General features: G+C 45.2%; 29 protein-coding genes and 1 pseudogene. 25 read left to right on the top strand and 5 right to left on the bottom strand.

What is annotated here, in order from left to right; genetic code table 11:
* Positions 1 to 7 precede the first annotated feature (7 nt).
* The gene (locus FE296_RS23520; protein WP_124117371.1) at positions 8 to 1,303 is read right to left on the bottom strand and encodes an Nramp family divalent metal transporter; all 1,296 of its coding nucleotides are present in this window, start codon (positions 1,301 to 1,303) and stop codon (positions 8 to 10) included.
* A 399-nt stretch (positions 1,304 to 1,702) separates the two neighbouring features.
* Between FE296_RS23520 and FE296_RS23515 the strand changes: the two genes are divergently transcribed.
* From FE296_RS23515 to FE296_RS23480, 8 genes and pseudogenes are all read left to right on the top strand, one after another.
* Complete coding sequence (locus FE296_RS23515) at positions 1,703 to 2,122, top strand: organic hydroperoxide resistance protein (RefSeq protein WP_036610819.1); 420 nt, start codon at positions 1,703 to 1,705, stop codon at positions 2,120 to 2,122.
* 210 nt (positions 2,123 to 2,332) lie between these two features.
* Complete coding sequence (locus FE296_RS23510; RefSeq protein WP_036610816.1) at positions 2,333 to 2,578, top strand: zinc ribbon domain-containing protein; 246 nt, start codon at positions 2,333 to 2,335, stop codon at positions 2,576 to 2,578.
* Between the two features lie 99 nt (positions 2,579 to 2,677).
* Complete coding sequence (locus tag FE296_RS23505) at positions 2,678 to 2,956, top strand: hypothetical protein (protein ID WP_017690003.1); 279 nt, start codon at positions 2,678 to 2,680, stop codon at positions 2,954 to 2,956.
* Between the two features lie 324 nt (positions 2,957 to 3,280).
* Complete coding sequence (locus FE296_RS23500) at positions 3,281 to 3,703, top strand: thiol-disulfide oxidoreductase DCC family protein (protein ID WP_124116962.1); 423 nt, start codon at positions 3,281 to 3,283, stop codon at positions 3,701 to 3,703.
* Positions 3,704 to 3,770: 67 nt separating this feature from the next.
* On the top strand, positions 3,771 to 4,634 hold the full coding sequence (locus tag FE296_RS23495) for a DUF6612 family protein (protein WP_150366539.1): 864 nt from the start codon (positions 3,771 to 3,773) through the stop codon (positions 4,632 to 4,634).
* Positions 4,635 to 4,842: 208 nt separating this feature from the next.
* Positions 4,843 to 5,226, top strand: a complete 384-nt coding sequence (locus FE296_RS23490) for a VOC family protein (protein ID WP_150366538.1) — start codon at positions 4,843 to 4,845, stop codon at positions 5,224 to 5,226.
* Positions 5,227 to 5,386: 160 nt separating this feature from the next.
* Positions 5,387 to 6,604 (top strand): nucleotide-binding protein, encoded by a 1,218-nt coding sequence (locus FE296_RS23485; RefSeq protein ID WP_150366537.1) that lies wholly within the window; start codon positions 5,387 to 5,389, stop codon positions 6,602 to 6,604.
* Positions 6,604 to 7,509: pseudogene (locus FE296_RS23480) on the top strand (TadA family conjugal transfer-associated ATPase); the annotation flags it as partial. The gene FE296_RS23485 and the pseudogene FE296_RS23480, both read left to right, overlap by 1 nt.
* A gap of 21 nt (positions 7,510 to 7,530) precedes the next feature.
* On the opposite strand, the gene FE296_RS23475 reads toward FE296_RS23480, so the two are convergent.
* Both FE296_RS23475 and FE296_RS23470 read right to left on the bottom strand, forming a co-directional pair.
* Positions 7,531 to 9,012 (bottom strand): recombinase family protein, encoded by a 1,482-nt coding sequence (locus FE296_RS23475; RefSeq protein ID WP_150366535.1) that lies wholly within the window; start codon positions 9,010 to 9,012, stop codon positions 7,531 to 7,533.
* Between the two features lie 81 nt (positions 9,013 to 9,093).
* Entirely contained in the window at positions 9,094 to 10,113 is a 1,020-nt protein-coding gene (locus tag FE296_RS23470; protein WP_150366534.1) for a DUF3298 and DUF4163 domain-containing protein, read from the bottom strand.
* 165 nt (positions 10,114 to 10,278) lie between these two features.
* Between FE296_RS23470 and FE296_RS23465 the strand changes: the two genes are divergently transcribed.
* Positions 10,279 to 10,617 (top strand): LytTR family transcriptional regulator DNA-binding domain-containing protein, encoded by a 339-nt coding sequence (locus tag FE296_RS23465; protein WP_150366533.1) that lies wholly within the window; start codon positions 10,279 to 10,281, stop codon positions 10,615 to 10,617.
* 186 nt (positions 10,618 to 10,803) lie between these two features.
* Here FE296_RS23465 and FE296_RS23460 read toward each other — a convergent pair whose 3' ends face one another.
* Complete coding sequence (locus FE296_RS23460) at positions 10,804 to 11,019, bottom strand: helix-turn-helix domain-containing protein (protein WP_150366532.1); 216 nt, start codon at positions 11,017 to 11,019, stop codon at positions 10,804 to 10,806.
* 199 nt (positions 11,020 to 11,218) lie between these two features.
* Positions 11,219 to 11,599, bottom strand: a complete 381-nt coding sequence (locus FE296_RS23455; protein ID WP_150366531.1) for a helix-turn-helix domain-containing protein — start codon at positions 11,597 to 11,599, stop codon at positions 11,219 to 11,221.
* A 154-nt stretch (positions 11,600 to 11,753) separates the two neighbouring features.
* Between FE296_RS23455 and FE296_RS23450 the strand changes: the two genes are divergently transcribed.
* From FE296_RS23450 to FE296_RS23380, 16 genes are all read left to right on the top strand, one after another.
* Positions 11,754 to 11,957, top strand: a complete 204-nt coding sequence (locus FE296_RS23450; protein ID WP_150366530.1) for a helix-turn-helix transcriptional regulator — start codon at positions 11,754 to 11,756, stop codon at positions 11,955 to 11,957.
* A gap of 34 nt (positions 11,958 to 11,991) precedes the next feature.
* The gene (locus FE296_RS23445; RefSeq protein ID WP_150366529.1) at positions 11,992 to 12,768 is read left to right on the top strand and encodes a Rha family transcriptional regulator; all 777 of its coding nucleotides are present in this window, start codon (positions 11,992 to 11,994) and stop codon (positions 12,766 to 12,768) included.
* 77 nt (positions 12,769 to 12,845) lie between these two features.
* Entirely contained in the window at positions 12,846 to 12,977 is a 132-nt protein-coding gene (locus FE296_RS33845; protein ID WP_263364264.1) for a hypothetical protein, read from the top strand.
* Positions 12,970 to 13,194: a hypothetical protein gene (locus tag FE296_RS23440; protein ID WP_150366528.1), complete on the top strand. Its 225-nt coding sequence runs from the start codon at positions 12,970 to 12,972 to the stop codon at positions 13,192 to 13,194. Before FE296_RS33845 ends, FE296_RS23440 begins: the two co-directional genes overlap by 8 nt.
* Complete coding sequence (locus FE296_RS23435; RefSeq protein ID WP_150366527.1) at positions 13,184 to 13,414, top strand: hypothetical protein; 231 nt, start codon at positions 13,184 to 13,186, stop codon at positions 13,412 to 13,414. The genes FE296_RS23440 and FE296_RS23435 overlap by 11 nt, the downstream gene beginning before the upstream one ends.
* An 84-nt stretch (positions 13,415 to 13,498) precedes the next feature.
* Positions 13,499 to 13,681, top strand: a complete 183-nt coding sequence (locus FE296_RS23430) for a hypothetical protein (RefSeq protein ID WP_150366526.1) — start codon at positions 13,499 to 13,501, stop codon at positions 13,679 to 13,681.
* Between the two features lie 32 nt (positions 13,682 to 13,713).
* Entirely contained in the window at positions 13,714 to 13,947 is a 234-nt protein-coding gene (locus FE296_RS23425) for a hypothetical protein (RefSeq protein WP_150366525.1), read from the top strand.
* The gene (locus tag FE296_RS23420; RefSeq protein ID WP_223869011.1) at positions 13,934 to 14,836 is read left to right on the top strand and encodes an AAA family ATPase; all 903 of its coding nucleotides are present in this window, start codon (positions 13,934 to 13,936) and stop codon (positions 14,834 to 14,836) included. Before FE296_RS23425 ends, FE296_RS23420 begins: the two co-directional genes overlap by 14 nt.
* Before the next feature lies 1 nt (position 14,837).
* Complete coding sequence (ssb, locus tag FE296_RS23415; protein ID WP_150366524.1) at positions 14,838 to 15,227, top strand: single-stranded DNA-binding protein; 390 nt, start codon at positions 14,838 to 14,840, stop codon at positions 15,225 to 15,227.
* An 84-nt stretch (positions 15,228 to 15,311) separates the two neighbouring features.
* On the top strand, positions 15,312 to 15,710 hold the full coding sequence (locus FE296_RS23410) for an HNH endonuclease (protein ID WP_150366523.1): 399 nt from the start codon (positions 15,312 to 15,314) through the stop codon (positions 15,708 to 15,710).
* 25 nt (positions 15,711 to 15,735) lie between these two features.
* Entirely contained in the window at positions 15,736 to 16,002 is a 267-nt protein-coding gene (locus FE296_RS23405; RefSeq protein ID WP_150366522.1) for a hypothetical protein, read from the top strand.
* 55 nt (positions 16,003 to 16,057) lie between these two features.
* Positions 16,058 to 16,642: a DNA cytosine methyltransferase gene (locus FE296_RS23400; RefSeq protein ID WP_150366521.1), complete on the top strand. Its 585-nt coding sequence runs from the start codon at positions 16,058 to 16,060 to the stop codon at positions 16,640 to 16,642.
* A gap of 55 nt (positions 16,643 to 16,697) precedes the next feature.
* The gene (locus FE296_RS23395) at positions 16,698 to 16,994 is read left to right on the top strand and encodes a helix-turn-helix domain-containing protein (RefSeq protein WP_150366520.1); all 297 of its coding nucleotides are present in this window, start codon (positions 16,698 to 16,700) and stop codon (positions 16,992 to 16,994) included.
* 42 nt (positions 16,995 to 17,036) lie between these two features.
* Positions 17,037 to 17,330, top strand: coding sequence for a hypothetical protein (locus FE296_RS23390; RefSeq protein WP_150366519.1), 294 nt, complete (start codon positions 17,037 to 17,039; stop codon positions 17,328 to 17,330).
* 212 nt (positions 17,331 to 17,542) lie between these two features.
* Positions 17,543 to 17,749 (top strand): hypothetical protein, encoded by a 207-nt coding sequence (locus FE296_RS23385; protein ID WP_150366518.1) that lies wholly within the window; start codon positions 17,543 to 17,545, stop codon positions 17,747 to 17,749.
* A complete protein-coding gene (locus tag FE296_RS23380; protein ID WP_150366517.1) occupies positions 17,746 to 18,264 on the top strand; it encodes a hypothetical protein in 519 nt (172 codons plus the stop codon). Before FE296_RS23385 ends, FE296_RS23380 begins: the two co-directional genes overlap by 4 nt.
* The last annotated feature ends 6 nt before the right edge of the window (positions 18,265 to 18,270 follow it).

The following is an 18,270-nucleotide window of genomic DNA, read 5'->3' as shown; positions in this document are numbered from 1 at the left end:
AACGAGATTAGAATAACCGGATCGTTTGAATGATCAGATATACATTCAGCACAACGATAATCGCGGCAATGACCCATGAGGTGATCTTGAGCCACATTTTGTTGGCGAATGCACCCATGCTTTTTTTATCACTTGTGAACATCACCAGGGGAATTACAGCAAAGGGCAATTGAAGAGACAGCACGACCTGGCTCAAAATGAGCAGTTCTTCTGTGCCATGTTCTCCTGCAATGGCTGTCACAATTACCGCCGGGATGATGGCGATCAGACGTGTGACCAGTCTGCGCAGCCAAGCCGGAATTCGAATGTTCAGGAAACCTTCCATAACGATCTGCCCAGCGAGTGTACCTGTAAGGGTAGAGTTCTGACCTGATGCTAATAGCGCCACACCGAACAGAATACTTGCAACCGTAGTACCCAATAGAGGTGTCAGCAGATGATAGGCATCTGCGATCTCGGCAACCTGCGTCATACCAGCACTGTGGAATACAGCAGCAGATACAATCAGGATGGCCGCATTGATGAACAGGGCCAGTGTCAACGCGATTGTAGAATCCATGGTCGAGTACCGAATGGCTTCTTTTTTGCCCTGCGGAGTCTGTTCGATCTGACGGGTCTGCACAATGGAAGAATGCAGATACAGATTATGCGGCATCACGGTTGCTCCAATAATACCAATGGCAATATAGAGCATAGCCGGGTTTTGCAGAATCTCAACATTTGGTACAAAACCATGGAGAACACCGCCCATATCCGGTTTCGCCAGAAACAGGTCAATACCGAAGCAGAGGGCAATGGTTGCCATCAGCACAATGACGAGAGTTTCCAAAGCGCGGAAGCCTTTGTTTTGCAGTACAAGAATCAGGAGTACATCAACTGCAGTGATGATAACGCCGTACAACATGGGGATGTTAAATAACAGCTTTAACGCGATGGCAGAACCTATGACCTCAGCCAGATCGGTAGCTGCAATGGCCAGTTCACACAGAATCCATAACATCATGACAACAGGCATGCTGAATCGTTCGCGGCAGGCTTGAGCCAGATCCCGTCCAGTGACGATGCCGAGCTTGCCAGCCAGCGACTGAAGGACAACGGCCATCAGGTTCGATAACAGGATAACGGATAACAAGGTATACCCGAACTGCGAGCCGCCTGCGATATCTGTTGCCCAGTTCCCGGGGTCCATGTAACCTACGGCAACAAGGTATCCTGGGCCTACAAAGGCGAGGAATTTCTTCCACCATGCAGCATTCTGCGGAACTTTCATGGAACTGTGTGCTTCTCCAAGGGAAGGGGCCATGCCCGCAGTAGACAATGATTCTCTTGAAGGAGCGTTGAACGGATTTTTTTTACTCATACGATAATCACCTGACTTTGAATTATTGATTTGGAAATATTGTTGCGGAACAAACCGCTCATGATATATCTAAATTTTTATGTTTATTGTTACATTGTACTCCTTCAATTATTTTTGTCTAGTGCAACTTTTATGTATCAGCACAAAATTTCGGTTCCAGCTTGTAGATGCCCCTTCGTATATTACCCAACCTTAGGGGAAATACAGCCATGGCATTGAAATGCATGAAAATAATAAAGTTGTAAAAGCTGATAAAGATACAAAATTGCGTTTCAAAATGAGCCAGAAGTTTAAATTGAAAGGAAGGCAGTAAAAACTATATGGATAAGGGAGAGATTCTTAATGGAAGCTTTATATACAGCAGTAGCGACAGTTAAAGGTGGACGTACAGGTTCTGTGACTTCTTCGGATGGCGTGCTTAAGCATGATCTGAAAATGCCAAAAGAGCTTGGTGGCTCCGGTGGTGAAGGTACTAACCCTGAGCAGCTTTTTGCCGCTGGATATGGAGCATGTTATGAAAGTGCCCTTGCCAATGTAGCACGTAAAGCAGGTGTGAAATTGGAGGATGTGGTCGTTACAAGTAACGTATCCATTGGTAAAGACCCTGCGGATGACGGTTTCCAGCTGTCTGTTCGTCTGGACGTTAGCATGCCTGGTGTAGATCACAGTCAAGCAGAGGAACTGGCCCGCAAGGCGCATGATTTCTGTCCATATTCCAAAGCAACACGTGGCAACATTGATGTTGTTTTAAACGTAGTCTAAGATTTGACTCCCGGCAAGTAAAGGGAACATATGGAGCAGGGTATCCCAGATACCTGATGTTCGACTACAAAGCCCTGCTGGCAATCGGCAGGGTTTTGTGTTGATTATAATATATGGACATGATGCAGGAGATTAGATGCCAGATCGCGTACTATTTTACATAATTGCACTCCCACTTCATGCTACACATTCCATAAAGGGGGAACGAAGATGAGTATTGAAGAGATGATCGAGCGGCGATTTGTGTGTACGAAATGCAGGGGGACGGATTGTAACATTAAGGAAGTTTCCATGTCAGGAGCAGGCCTGAGCAAGATGTTCGATATCCAGCATAACCACTACCTGTTCGTGGCTTGTGCTTCCTGCGGGTATGTTGAAGTATTTGATCCGGATGTTTTGAAAGGGAAAAAACAGGGGCAGGTTGGGACTATTCTGGATATTCTGTTTGGCGGGTAGACATGCGCGAGTTGACATTGAACTGAAATTTCTTTAATATAACTTAGTACTGAGTAGTGTCATTGCATGAACCAAATTTGAATTAAACAGGTGATATCCATGTCTTATAGACCGCGTATTGCAGATTTAGAATTAGCTTATGGTAACAAGGAAGACGGATTGTACGAATTCAAAATGAATTTGGTAGACGGTACAAAATGCCGTGTATTCTACTCCCGTTCCCCGGAATGGAAGATGACCAATATCAGCCGTCTGCAGAAAACGCCTTGTCCAGTATGTCGCAAAGATTTCATTTGCAAATGTATGGACCAGTGGGCAAGTGACCTGCATCAACAGATGATCGATGACCAATGGATGGAAAAGGCAGTTACGGAGTAATTGTCGGACAGATACGAGCGCGGGCACAATGCCTGCGCTCTTTTTCTTTTTATTTCCATTAATACGAGTTCAAAAAGACCGGTTTTCAGTACCGAGAAGATGGGATGAAGCTAGAAATGGAGTAGCGGAGCGTAGGGAAAACTACGTGAGCAACGGACATTTCGGCTGAATTCCATATTCGATGCTGATGATGCCACCAGGCATCCTTCGTAATCAAAAGCGGACTTTTTGAACTACTTCTAGAAGAAATAAATTTAGAATTAGTGAAAAATATGGCCCAGATTGGGTAAGTTACTCTAACCGCAACAATAGGAGGCAGCGAATATGACAGCAACTCAAACGGATGTGCATCAGGGACATCCCATCGTACTGGTGGATGGCGTCTGTCACTTCTGCCAGGGCTTAACCAAATGGATTATTAAGCGTGACCCGGAAGGGAAATATCATTTTGCATCACTCCAATCGGATGTAGCCAAGGAACTGCTGGCGAAGGGCAATTTGTCGACAGACAGTATGGACACCTTTGTTCTGATTGAGAATGGAAAATACTATACACGTTCAACCGCCGCACTGCGATTGGCTAAAGGTTTGAAGTTTCCTTATCCATTGTTATATGTGTTCATTATTGTACCGAAATTTATTCGTAATGCAGTCTATAACTGGGTTGCTCGCAACCGTTATCGCTGGTTTGGCAAGGATGAAGCGTGCATGTTGCCTACACCGGAGATCAAAGATCGATTTTTGTGAGTGTGATTAATAACGGAAATAATTGGGTAATGACTACAGATCATATCTATTTTGGGAGGACAACAACTTGAAGAAGTGGACTACATTATTTATCGGGGCATTATTAGCAGTGAGCTTGGCAGCATGCGGTAACGATACAGATAATACGGCAACGCCGCCAGCGACTAACAACGAAACATCCAACGAGGGCAATACACCTGCAGAGCAGGCAACAAAGATCCCTACCTTGGACGAATTGATTACCAAAACGAATGCAGCAACCAAAGAAATGAAAAGCTTCACAACTGAAGCAAACATTGATCAGAATCTGAAACTGGATGCTGGTGAACAGTCCCAAGATCAACAGGTCAAAACATCACTCAAGATGGATATTATCAAAGATCCAATGATGATCTATCAAGAGATGAAAATGGAAATGTCGGGACAGGAAGCTCAGAACGTGAAGCAGTATATCACTTCGGATAAAATCTACTCTCAAGTTGGGGATCAATGGGTTGCGATTCCTGAAGCTCAAACCAAGGAACTGATCGAACAGATGAAAGCAAGCATGAATCCCGAAGGTGAATTGGAGCAATTCAAAAAGATTGAAGAAGATACTGAAGTAACCGAAGAAGGCGACAATTATGTGATTAACGCGGACGTATCCGGTGATAATGTGAAGGAACTGGCCAAAGCCGTGATGGAGCAGAACGGATCGGATGCCCAGATGCAAGCCATGCTTGATCAGATGAATATCACCAGCATGAAGATGAAATATATGATCAACAAAGAAACCTACCTGCCTGCAAGTACAGACGTAACCATGGTCATGGAAATGGAACAAAATGGACAGAAAATGACGATGGACATGAAGATGAACAGTACATTTTCTAACCACGATCAAGTGGAAGAAATCAAGATTCCACAAGAAGCATTGGATAGCGCTAAATAAATTGGTTTTGCCAAATGTGCTGAAGATGATTTAAAGCGTTAAACGCGCTTCCTTGTATGCCGTTAACAGGCACCTCTGAACTAGATCTGTGTGAGCCGAAAGGTTTACCGGATTAGAATCAGGGGTGTTTTTCTGTTTAGCGGAGATTATGGTCAGGGTTGAAAGTGTTATAGTATAGTCATATTGAAGTAGAGAGGGGAGATAAAAGATGATTGAATATGCACACATCCACCATGTTAGTCTGGCTGTACGTGATCTGGAAATCGCGAAGAAATTCTATTCGGGGTTACTGGGAATGCAGGAGATTGAACGTCCGCCTTTCCGCTCCACAGGTACATGGTATGCCATCGGTAGCCAGCAGCTTCATCTATTACAGCACCCGGAGGGTCACACGTTACGTGAGGCTGGGATTGACACAACAGACGGCCACTTTGCAATCTGGGTCACCAGTTATTCAGGGACTATAGCTTGGTTGGAGCAGCAGGGAATTGAGTATGAAGCGAGACCTGACAGTGTGGCTGGATTCGCACAGATTTTTGTACTTGATCCGGACCTTAACATTATTGAGTTCGATTCACCGTACAACTCGTAAGGGGAAAAGGTTAGAATAAATCCCTTGCTCCCCCAGAAATTGTATGCTATATTATCCATACATTCATAGCACGTGACGGAAGCACCGTCCATATACTGCATATTCATGCGGTTATTGGACGGTGCTTTTTTGTGCTTTTTGACAGGGAGGGAAGGGAAATTTGATTGTACTGAAGGTTGTTCTGGTTTCAAAGGATAGAGATTACATCAGCGCCTGGCTTGATTATGTACAGGGAAATTCGTCTGGTCTCCATGTGCGTTTCACGGCATTCTCCCAAGGAGATTCATTCAAGGATCACATGAATGAGCAAGAAGGTCGAGAATTACCGGATCTGGTTATTGCGGAACCGGAGTTTCTGAATGACTGGCTGAATAACGGGGGAGAAGTATCGGGTGTACCTTGGCTAATGCTTAGTGAAGGGATGGAAGAGGTAGATGAGGCCAAGTGGCTGATGAAATATCAACCTCTGCCTGCTTTGCTGGATGCTGTGATGCATGCTTGCCGGCAGCCACGCCGTAAGAAGGTTAACCATCCGGGGCAAGAGACTCTCTCCATCGGTGTAGTATCCGCTTCGGGTGGAAGTGGCAAAACGGCAGTGGCCCTGCATATGGCCAAGCAATTGGGACTTGCAGGATATGCTGTTCTCTATCTGAATTTGGAGACGCTGGACAGTACGCACCCGTTTCTGGAAAAGGGACTAACTAGAAGTGGGCAGCGTCACCCGGATGCGGAGACGGGATTGTCACGCCTGTTATACGATCTGAAGGTGGGAAGAAAGGAATCCGGCAAGCAGTTACAGGTACAATCGAAGGGCGTAGATGGATATGTGGTCCGGCATGAAGCGCTGAAATCCGATGTGTTCTGGCCATTATCGAATCGGAAAGAACTGTTGCAAATGACTCGTGAGGATACGTCGAATCTGCTTCGTTATTTAACGGATTGTGGACAATATGACGTGTTGATTCTGGATGGGGATTCTGGTTGGGATGGGCGCAGTGAAGGGGTACTGGATGCAGCAGATGCATTTGTCTGGTTGGTTGAGGATGATATATCTGCCATGCATCGATGGGGACAATGGTTACAGCATGCTGAGCGTACGAAACCAGATTTGTACGAAAGTATGCTGGATCGTTCACGCTTTGTGGTTAACAAATATCGGGACAATGTCGTCAATGCACTCCCACGCCCTGATCTGCATCTGGATGCAGTGTTGCCCTACATCCCTTCTTGGAAACAACTCAGTCAGGAGGAAGTCATGCTTAGTTCTCCGATCTTCCAACGTGAAGTGAAGAGATTATGTGCCATGCTGGTACAAGATGGCGAAGAAGAATTGAAGCAGACGGGACGAATTCAGAAGCAGGATCGGTGGGCACTATGATGGATTCATCCAATAGAATACTGGATCGTGAAGAACAGTTTCAGATGATGCGCAGGGAAGTCAGGGCTGGCCTCGATTTAACCTCTTCCGCAGGAGATGATGAACTGTGGCAGGGGATAGAACGCAAAGTTCTTACTGACCCGAAGCTGGATGATCTGACCTCAGGAGAGCGTCATACGCTGGTACAGCGATTGTTTGACTCCTTTCGTGGATTGGATATTCTACAGCCGCTTGTGGATCATCCCGATATTACGGAGATTATGATCAATAGTCACAAGGAGATTTTTGTGGAGCAGGAAGGTGAAGTCAGCCAGATCACCCTTGAATTTGAGTCCAAGGAACGGCTGGAGGACATTATTCAGATGATTGTGTCCGGGGTAAACCGGATTGTGAACGAGTCTTCTCCAATCGTAGATGCCCGTTTAAAGGATGGTTCACGGGTCAATATCGTGTTGCCTCCTATTGCCTTGAAAGGCCCCACGATGACGATTCGTAAATTCCCCAGTGAACCGATGAAGATGTCCGATCTGATTGAAAAGGGAGCCCTGCATGAAGAAGCGGCTGAATTATTGCAGCAGTTGGTACGGAGCAAATACAACATCTTCATTGGAGGCGGGACCGGATCGGGAAAAACGACCTTTCTGAACGCATTATCCCAGTTTATCCCTTCCGATGAGCGGATTATTACCATTGAGGATTCGGCTGAGTTACAGATAGTTACGGTACCGAATCTGGTATCACTGGAAACGCGGAATGCCAACACCGAAGGCAAGGGACAGATATCTATTCGGGATCTGATCAAATCTTCCTTACGGATGCGTCCGAACCGGATTGTGATTGGCGAGGTAAGGGGCGCAGAAGCGCTGGATATGTTGCAGGCTATGAACACTGGCCATGATGGATCTCCATATAGTACATAATGGTAGTCAATTAAACTTAATCTCCTCAATGTCGGCATTGAAAAATTTGTTCTTAACACCCTTAACATTTGTTTCTGGCGTATTCAAGACAATCTTCTCGAACACCTCATAGACCATCGTCTTCTTCTCCTCATCATCCATGTGCTTCCACAGCGTTTGCAGGTCTTCCAGAACAGCTGTGTCTGGCATAACCGAAAGTGAGTTCTTCACGCTTGCCAGCTTCTTACGTGCCGCTTCCTCAGCTGCATCCTCCTCAGCAATCTTTTTACGAATTGCATCTTTCCCGATCAGCCCCTCAACAAACATGTACTGCCATTTCTCTCTGCGTTCAGCAATACGATTGATCTCTCTGCGTGCTTCAGCAGCTTCGTCCTGTTTATCCGCAACCTCTTGTTCCATGCCTGCTGCAATCTCTCCGGCCGTTTTCATGTCCCATTTAATCTTGCTAATATACTCCATAACCAAATGCTCCACGTGTACTTGGCGGAACGTAGGCATGTCACATGACTTATTGGAGTGCTTGTTAGAACAAATATAGTAAGGGGTGCGAACTTTACCATTAGTCGTTGACCGCGCTGTCGTCATTCGACCGAACATCGCAGCTCCACAGCGCCCACAGCGTAGCACACCGCTGAACCAATATGTTTGCACACGACTGAAACCTCCATGGGACTTGCGTTCCATGAATTCTTTAAGCTGCTCATACTCCACTCTAGTAAATATAGGCTCATGTGATCCATCACCATAAAGACACTTCACCCGTCTGTCCCGATTGCCATTAACATAGTTTCCATCTGGTGTTTTTGATCCCAACCTCAGAATCCCTGCATAGTAAGGATTCTCCAATGTATAGGCTGCTGTAGCTGATGTCCATTCTTGCCCGCGGCGTAGCTTACCTTCGCGGTTTAACTTCATAGCTATGCCTTTGTATCCCAAACCGCCCATGTATAGGTCTCGTGCATACCGGATGAGTGCAGCTTCCTCTGGGATTAGTTCCTCGCTCTGGGTGTAACCATATGGAATCACGCCGCCAGGTCGACGACCTTCAATGATCATTTGCTCAACGCCGAACCGGACACGCTCTGAGATCGTCTCACGTTCCCACTCAGCCATAGCACCAACAAGCGTGATAAAGAATCGCCCCATGGCCGTGGTTGTCTCAAACACCTCTGTAGAGCTTTTAAACTTGACTCCGAATTGGTCGAAGCGTTTCAGCAATCCGTGAAGATCCGCAACGGAACGGGTGAGCCGGTCCAGTTTGTACACTACGATGACTTCAAACTGCTTGGCCTCCATATCCTGAAGCATACGTTGCATCTCAGGTCGGTTGAGATCTTTCGCAGATTTACCTTCATCTATGTAGTAATCATGCACAGACCAGTCCTGAGACTGTATAAAGCTTTCCAAGCGTGTACGTTGTCCTTCTATAGAGAATCCGTCCTCAGCCTGCATGTCAGTAGATACCCGGATGTATATAGCTGCTTTCATGATGTGTGTCCTCCCACGAACATTGATATTAAAATTGTAATCGAAGTGATTGAAAAAAGCACCCCGAAGGGTGCCTGTTCTCTATAGCGATTCTGCGAAGGTTAATAAATTCTCCGGAGCTATGCCATTAACAACATTTTTATTGGTTGTTATATATCCGAAAGGTTGTCCTTTATATACTAGCACTGGAGGAGTGAGCGTGTATTTGTTAAATGCACTTTCTAATGAATATGCACTTCCATAAGTTCCGTAATTATTCCAAATGCTTAAGGTGTTGTATTTGCTACCATAAGTCCCATAAGCGTTGAAGATGGAATCGCTATCGTATGTGTTTGTTGATAATGTACCTAAAAAGGTTTTTAGATCGTTTGAATATACATATATTTCAGAAGGCAAAACTGCAGATACCGGAGAGATTTGAGGTGTTTGTGGTTTTGCTGGTGTTGTATTTTGTCCATTTACAATAATTTCATATGGGATGTATACATCCACAAACCCTTCAGAAAATGGAGCTACTTCATATGGGATGAACTTTAATGTGAAACCTTTGTCATTATAGTAAAACGCGCCTTTCTGGATATCTATGATGGTATCAGTATATAGAATAGATCCAGGATTGGCCAAACTTCTTTTTTCAAGAATCGACTGGAGATACATATTTGCTCTTACTATTTTTGTTCTGCTGTCCAGGAAGTCTTTCATGTATATTCTATTACCATTGCTAGAGTTGTAGTTGAATGTTTCTAACCCTTGCATATCATGTGCGCCGCCTGTGTAAACATAGGTGTAGTATACGATAGATAATGCGTTTTGTTTGTTGTAAGCAGTCTGAACACTCGTTTTGTAGTAATGATTTTTATTCTGTTTTATATCCTTACTATTGGCAATAGCCGCTGCATTGACAGCATGCGCTTTCAACTCTTTGTTCATTTTAGCTGCTGCATTCTTGTTTGGATGGTTCACAACCTGAACATAGGGTTGCCCCTTATAGCTGTACGACTTTAGAGTGACTTTACCATTGGCTGCTGAAGCCGTATTGGATGGCAGAACGATGAGTAACGATAACAACACTACTAATAAAGACAGTAAATACTTTCTCATTTCTATTCTCCTCGTTTAACTCCGCATCGGCTGCGGTAATGGTTCTATATATGTAAGCCAGCCTATTATATCATTTCCCGATATTTCCTTGGCATATTTTGTGCAGTGTTTCCATCACTTTCTTGATTTAATATGTTTACATAGCATCTAGAGAGGGGAACATCATTGGATATTATTGGAGTTAAGATGCATGGAAGGCAAGACGATGATACGGATTTCGTGCTATTTAATCTGGAGAAAGACGTTAATTTCATTGAACCGTGGCAAGTTACAGAGAATTCAGGAAAGACATTGGCGTTTCATACTACATGTGGATCATATATAGCGATTCACATTATGAGGGATGCAGACAAGGCGTATAAACCGTATGGTTTTGAGTCTTATGATCGTTCAACCCTGGTCAACAAAAGTAAAGTAAAGTCTACAGAACCAACAAAAACGGGAACCGTGGTCCATTTTTCCGACGGAAATCGTGTCCATGTGCGGAAAAAGTTCAAGAAATGACACTGTCAAGTAGGGTTAAACCCCATTTAAGGTGTGTTTTAAATTTCGATTCGACAGCATCTGACATGTAAGGTCTGGTATATTTATAACAACCAGTTGGTGGAGCACAGATAATTGCAACACTCTGTATCTGTGAGTAACATTTATATGTTACTTTTACCCGAGAGTAGCAAGAAAGCTACTCTGCTACCGCCATCCCCACTTCCAAAGATCATCAACACTGCAATCAAGATGATAAGCAAGTAAAGCTGCGCGTTGAATCGTGATATTGTTTGCTCTCAGGTTTACGATATCCGATATGCGTTGCTTGGGTAAATTCATCTTGTCTGCAAGCCACTGCTGATTCTTGCCAATGCGATCAAGGAGTTCAGGGATACGACAGCGGACGGGTACATACTCCATCACACTGCCACCTTATTAAATTTTTTTACCCAGAAATACGAACATACGTTCAGAAACTAGTTTTATGTGGTAAGATTACAATACAAATACACGGCTGCAGAAAACACAAAAGGGGTTGTACATATGGACGAGCAGTTGTTAAAGTCGGCACAAGTCATCATTACCGAAAAAAATCTATCTGTTTCAGAACAGTACATTGTTAATCGTTTTTCTGAGTTGCTTTCTTCATCATTGCAAGATTTTTTATCAGATCACGTACAGCCGACTCAACAACAGGATCATCGCGTAGATCGACCTTGAATTCCGCTTCCGCTTCTCTTATTACATTTAAAATAACTTCCTCTGGGAGAGCATAACTGCTCTCTTTTAATTCTTTCTCATTCTTTCCGGTTGTAAGCCAATCCATTGAAACGTCGAAATATTCCGCTATTCTAGCAGTCATCTCATGCTTTGGCTCTCTTTTGTTCGTCTCATACATACCTAATGTAGATTTGCCTATTTTGAATATTTTTGCGAGTTCATCTTGAGATAATCCTTTTTTGTTGCGTAAGTAAGAGAGACGTTCGCCAAATGACTTCAAAATACCCACCTCCAATTGCTTATTATATATCACATTTCGTGAACATTATAATCATGATCACAAAAAGTGAATAAAAAGTGTTGACAATCACATTTCGTGACTGTATTATAAGGTCATAACCCGGTCACACTTCGTGACTTGAAAGGAGTAACACATGAAAAACAAAACAATGGAACAACTTCGCGGTGATAAATCTCAACGAGATATGGCTAAGGAAATAGGCATTCCATACAGCACATATGCAATGATTGAGAACGGTCACAGATTCCCACGCCGAGATCTACAATTGAAACTCTCAAGACATTTTAAAATGACAGTCGACGAGCTTTTTTTTGCCCTGAATGATCGCGCTTCGTGATCGAATTAAACAAATTGAAAAGGAGCGAGTGAACATGACCCAATTAAACATTGTGAACAACCAAGGTAAATTGCTGGCAGACAGTCGTGACATTGCAACCATGATCGGAAAACAACACAAGCATTTACTCAGAGATATTGATGGTTATATGAGTGTTCTCATTGAGTCCAACTTTGGGCCGAATGATTTTTTCATCGAAACAACCTATAAAGACTCAATTGGAAGAACACTCAAACGGTACGACATAACCAAACTCGGCTGTGACATGGTCGCCAACAAAATGACTGGACAGAAAGGCGTACTCTTCACAGCCACTTACGTATCCCGGTTCGCTGAAATGGAACGAAAGATGGCAATGCCGAATCTCCCACAAAACTACAAAGAAGCATTGGTTGCACTGGTGGATCAAGTCGACAAGAACGAAAAACTTCACACTGAAAACCTAATGCTCGAACAACGTGTGAGAGAGTATGAGCCCAAGATGACTTACTTGGACCAAATCTTACAAAGTAAAGATACGGTGACAGTGACGCAGATCGCTAAGGATTACGGATTGTCTGGGACAGCGCTGAACCAAATCCTCCATGAAGAAAAGGTGCAGTACAAACAAAATGATCAATGGTTGCTGTACTCCAAGCATCAAGATAAAGGGTATACCAAGTCTCGAACGATCGACATTCATCACAATAGCGGCGAACGTTCGGTACGCATGAACACTAGATGGACACAGCCAGGAAGACTGTTCATACATGGAATACTCAGCAAGCGCGGAATCATTCCATTCATGGATCGGGAAAACCCTGGAGCATAAGTAAACACAACATGCAGATATGTATGTAAGGACAAGCCCTATATATTGTACACAAAATATCGGAAGGTGGCGACAGTATGAACGGATACAATCCTGGCATGTCAGACAAAGCTTGGCGGAAGGTGCATGAGATGGCCATCCTGCTGAACCGGAAGTACTGGAAAGAGATCCAAGCAGAACGCGAAAAGGAGCTGAAGAAGAATGCCTAAACTGCGTGTAGTAGAAAACCCGATAACCCGAGCGATCCCATTCAAACGCCCAACGCCACCGACCCCGGTGGGACTGAGATGCGGATGCGGAAAGCCAGCAGAGTTCGAAGTGTACGAGAATCAGCAGCCACATTGCCGCAACTGTGCATATGAAGCGATCGACAGCATGACGTTTGTGGTAGTGCGCCGGATCGGAGGGTATGACGATGCCAGCTGAGCTAACAGAATTCAGAGTGGTTACCGCAGCGGGGCGGATATTTGGATGGAGCGCATTTGATTACGAGGACTTGTTTCGCAGCATGCAAGCCCGTGGACACACTCCAGTGTACGCCAAGCCGTTAAGCGAGTATGAAGCCGAGATAGCGAACCGCGAAGAACAGGAACGACTACATCATGAGTTGCAACAGGCAATTGAGGAGGAACGAAAGACAGCGTGAAACAACAGACATTCAAGAGTGTGGACGACATCCTACGGCATTACGGGTGGGAGGCTCCTATTAATGTAGTGGAGGTGAGAAAGGATGAAAGTTCCGCCGACAGATCGAAATCACTTCCGGAATCTAGCGAAGATTGCAAGCGAGAGAGGGACACTGACGGAGACGTTGAAACGGGTGTACCTGATGAACTACGTCAAAGCCGTTAAACGAGAAAAGGCCGCCGTAGCAGCGGCAGCCTTGGAAAGTCAGATAAGAAATTACATTTGACAATATTATAGCAAATGGAGAGGTGAATATCAATGATCAAGAGATATAAATACGTTCCAAAGCATAGAGAAGATGAGCATTACTTGGATCAGTACGGTCAACCTGTTCAAAGTTTCATGAAGGCGATCAAATTTTATACGAACGATGATGACTACGCCGAATGGCTGTTGGGTAGATACGGCCCTGCAAATCCTCAAAATTACTTTCCTTCTCCAATAGAGATCACATACAAAGAATTGGAGGTTGATACAGATGCTAATTCGTAAAGCGCAACGGAAGGTAACAAAGGCACGCATTGGCATGACAGGTCCAAGCGGTTCGGGTAAGACACTAAGTGCGCTACTCATGGCATTCGGTATGACAGGTGACTGGGAGAAGATTGGATTGGTGGACACAGAGAACCGGAGTGCTGATCTTTACGCTGAGACGATGAAGGCAGGTGTTCATATACCTGAGTTCCCGAAGATCGATCTGGACCCACCATACACCACGGAAAAGTACATTGAAGCCATCAAAGCCTTCGAGGACTATGGGGTGGATGTCATCATCATCGATTCATTGTCACATGCATGGGCTGGTGAAGGTGGACTGCTGGAACAAAAAGATACGATGTCCAAGAGCAAAAACAGCTTTGCGGCATGGGGTGAGCTGACACCAAAACAGAACAAGATGGTCGAAGCGATCCTGAAATCTAAGTGCCACATCTTTGTGACGATGCGCTCCAAGACTGAATATGTGCTGGAAGCGAACGACAAGGGTAAGCAGGTGCCTAGGAAGATCGGTATGGCTCCGGTACAGCGTGATGGGTTGGAGTATGAGTTCACGTTGGTAATGGACTTGACCGCTGACCACATAGCAACCGTTTCTAAGGACCGTACAGGGTTGTTTGACGGACAATACTTCACGCCATCGGTTGATAGCGGAAAACAGCTTCTGGAGTGGTTGGAATCTGGTGAGAAATTGGTTAGTGAGGAAACCAAGGCAACGATCATGGAGAAATGGGCACAACTCGGATTTGAACCCGACTTAGTAGATGCACAAACACGGAAATTATTCGGTTCGCCGCTGGTGAACATCACTGATAAGCAGGGCAAGGAACTGATCGAAACGCTAAATGTAAAATTGCAGCCGGTAGAGACCGGAGAAGGAGCTTAACATGCTGAACCGCTCAATTCTAATCGGACGCCTGACACGCGATCCTGAACTACGATATACACCCGCTGGAGTAGCCGTGACCCAATTTACACTCGCGGTGGACAGACCATTTACCAGCAACGGCGAGAAGGAAGCCGACTTCATCCCAATTGTGACGTGGCGGCAGCTGGCTGAGACAAGCGCCAACTACCTGCGCAAGGGACGCTTGTGCGCCATCGAGGGCCGCATACAGGTACGGAACTACGAAAACAACGAGGGCAAGCGTGTATACGTGACTGAAGTGATCGCGGACAACGTGCGATTCCTAGAGCGCGGAGAGCAGCAGGAGAGCACGCAGAACAGAGATGAAGGCAAGCCAATCGATATCGCAGACGACGACCTTCCGTTCTAATGAGATACCAAGACACCCTATTCTACGACGACGGCAGCCTCATCACCCCAGTAACAGACGGACCATTCGGAGAGGAGATACAACATGGCACTGGCACGCAAGAAGAAACCCATACAAGAATGGCGCGAGAAGATACTTGCTCACCACAATCGAAAGCAGGTCGCTAAACCGAAGAGGAAGCGCAACACTGACCCGGATTACATGACCAAGCCAAAGGTTAGAGCGGCCGTGATAGAACGAGACGGAGGCAACTGGTGCGCCATTAGCGGCGTGCCAGGGCCGAACCTCCAGCTGCATCGAATCGTGTACGGATCACAGGGCGGAAAGTATGAAGTAGATAACTGCATTTTGTTGAGCAAAGCAATGCACGACATCGTACACAGTGACAAAAAGAAGTGGATGCCCATCTTACAGGACCATGTACGCTGCATGAAGCTTGGCATGCCGGAGAAGTCACCAATACAACGCATAACCCACCAATAAACCATCTAAGGGAGGATACACCCATATGAAAATACAGATCAAAGATAACCTGTACATCGAATCGGACAGCATGCAATTCATCATCAAAGAATACTCAGGCAAACAAACGGTAGGCGAAGGCGGCAAGGTAACAGAGAACTACAAAACCCACGGTTACTACCCGGACGTACAAAGCTGCTTGAACAAGATCGTGAAGATGAAGGTTATGGACAGCACGGCTACGACTCTCCCAGAGCTTCTGGAAGAGGTCAAAGGAATCAGGCAGTACATTGAATCGAAGGTGACAATATAACGCCAGAACAGGCGGTGAGTAGGGTAGGGGGCATCCCCAGGAAGGGAGTAACAATATGAAAGTAGCAATCATTTGTGAATTTTCCGGCGCAGTCCGGGATGCATTTATACAAGCAGGTCATGAAGCAATCAGTTTCGATATAACAGATACAGAGGTACCGGGTCCGCATGTCACTGGTGATGTGATGGCAATGCCAAAGGGTTACTGGGAACAATTTGATCTGGCGATTTGCCATCCACCGTGTACTCATCTGGCGGTTTCAGGTGCCCGTTGGTTCAAGGATAAACAGGTAGAGCAGGCAGAGGCGCTGGAGTTTGTCCGGTATCTATTGGACCTCCCAGTTGAAAGGATCGCCTTGGAGAATCCAATTAGCATCATCAGCAGTCGGATACGGAAGCCGGATCAAATCATACAGCCTTGGCAATATGGTCACGGAGAAACGAAAGCAACGTGTCTTTGGCTCAAGAATCTGCCGCTGTTACAGCCAACAAACATTGTTGAAGGTAGAGAGGCGAGGATACACAAAATGCCACCGGGACCCAACAGAGGACGTGAACGGAGCCGGACGTACAGCGGTATAGCGGATGCAATGGCGGATCAATGGGGCAAAGCGGCTGAACGATACGAACTACTCGTGTAGCACCCCATAACAGAGGAAGGGAATACCCTCCACACATAAAGGAGCGTAGACACAAATGGAATTGAAAGAGATTGTTTTGCGCAGAAGAACGGAAAAATCCATGTCACAACGACAGTTGGCTAAGTTAGTATCTGTAGATTTCACCATGATCAGTAAGATCGAAAACGGAGAGTATGTGCCGTCTGAGAATGTGATTGTTAAATTGGCACGAGCATTAGACGTGAATAGACATGATCTTATCCTATCTGCAAACAGGATACCTAGTGATTTTGCAATAGAAATAAAATCAAATCCAGATCTGCAAGACACACTGAAAAAATTAGTTGCGAGTTACCCAATTCCAAATATTTGAGAACATATCTGGGCTAGGCCCACCAAAGGAGAGATAACACACATGGATAAACAAACGATATTGGATGTATTGAACAATTTAGAGGTCGTTGACCAACAAGGCGGCGATGAGGCGTGGATGTTGGTAGATGTAACACCTGAAATGATTGAAGAATTAGATCATGTTGGAGTAGAAAAAGAGACTGTCTTGAAATACGGGGATGATGAGAGTGTCTGCATTCTGGCACTTGCGTTCGGTGAGAAATATGCAAACTTCTGGCACAAAGGTCAGTTGGTAAATTGGCCGCAGGAAGCGGTCGACCTGATTGAAGAAATGGAATCTGCATTACGATCTTGAGGATCGGAGGGGTACAGATGGAAAACGAGAGGATACATGAGTGTTCCGGCAGACCGAACACGTTAAATTTCATCCGATACAGTCCAGCGGAATATGAGTGGTTATTCTGCACGGGAGCGGAAGAGGAAAGTGTAATTTACCATTGCCCATACTGCGGTGTGGAACTAGAAGAGGTTTGAGGCTACGGCCTCTAACCAAGGAGGGGTATACAGATGGCTACGATATCAAAAAGAGTTTGTGATAGGTGTAAAAATGAAATCATCAAGAAAAAAGGCTTAGAGGGATTACTCAAGATCAAAAGACAAACTATTTTATTCCGCGTCGTGTCGGGAGTTAATCATGTGCGCGAAATTGAATTATGCCATAAATGCACAGAGGCATTGGATGTATTCCTATCAGGGGAGGAAGAACAGTCATGAGTAAATGGACATATATGAACAACGATGGAAAACACATTATCAATAACGAGCGTGGAGTGCTTATTGCAATGGTATGTGATGAGGATATTGCTATAGACATTGTACATCGTCATCGAGAAAACGAACGACTGCATGATGAAAATCAATCGCTTCGCCGCTCTCTCACAAGAGAGGCGGTAAAGGATGCCAATTACAACGCTGAAATAGCGCGGCTCCGCAAGGAGCTTGAAGAGGCACAAATGGAATTGAACCTGACACAATCAGAAGTCCAATCTGTTGAAAGACTGGGTTTGAAGTATCAAAGCCGGATAAAGGAATTAAGCACTCCAAGACCACTTGAAGAGTGGCACGAGGATTACGGTGATGTGCTTTGGTGGGAATTGCACGTTGCTGAACCTCCATACTGCGGCAATCCATTGTGTTCAGATTGGCCGGGATATCATACACACTGGACTCCGATCGTTACTCCTAATTTCGGTCAGGAAGGAGAGGGGAACCAAGATGCAAATAGTTAGAGGCAC

This window comes from Paenibacillus sp. UASWS1643 (genome assembly GCF_008693195.1).
GTDB lineage: Bacteria > Bacillota > Bacilli > Paenibacillales > Paenibacillaceae > Paenibacillus > Paenibacillus amylolyticus_B.
This window is presented reverse-complemented; position numbering and strand designations above follow the sequence as displayed.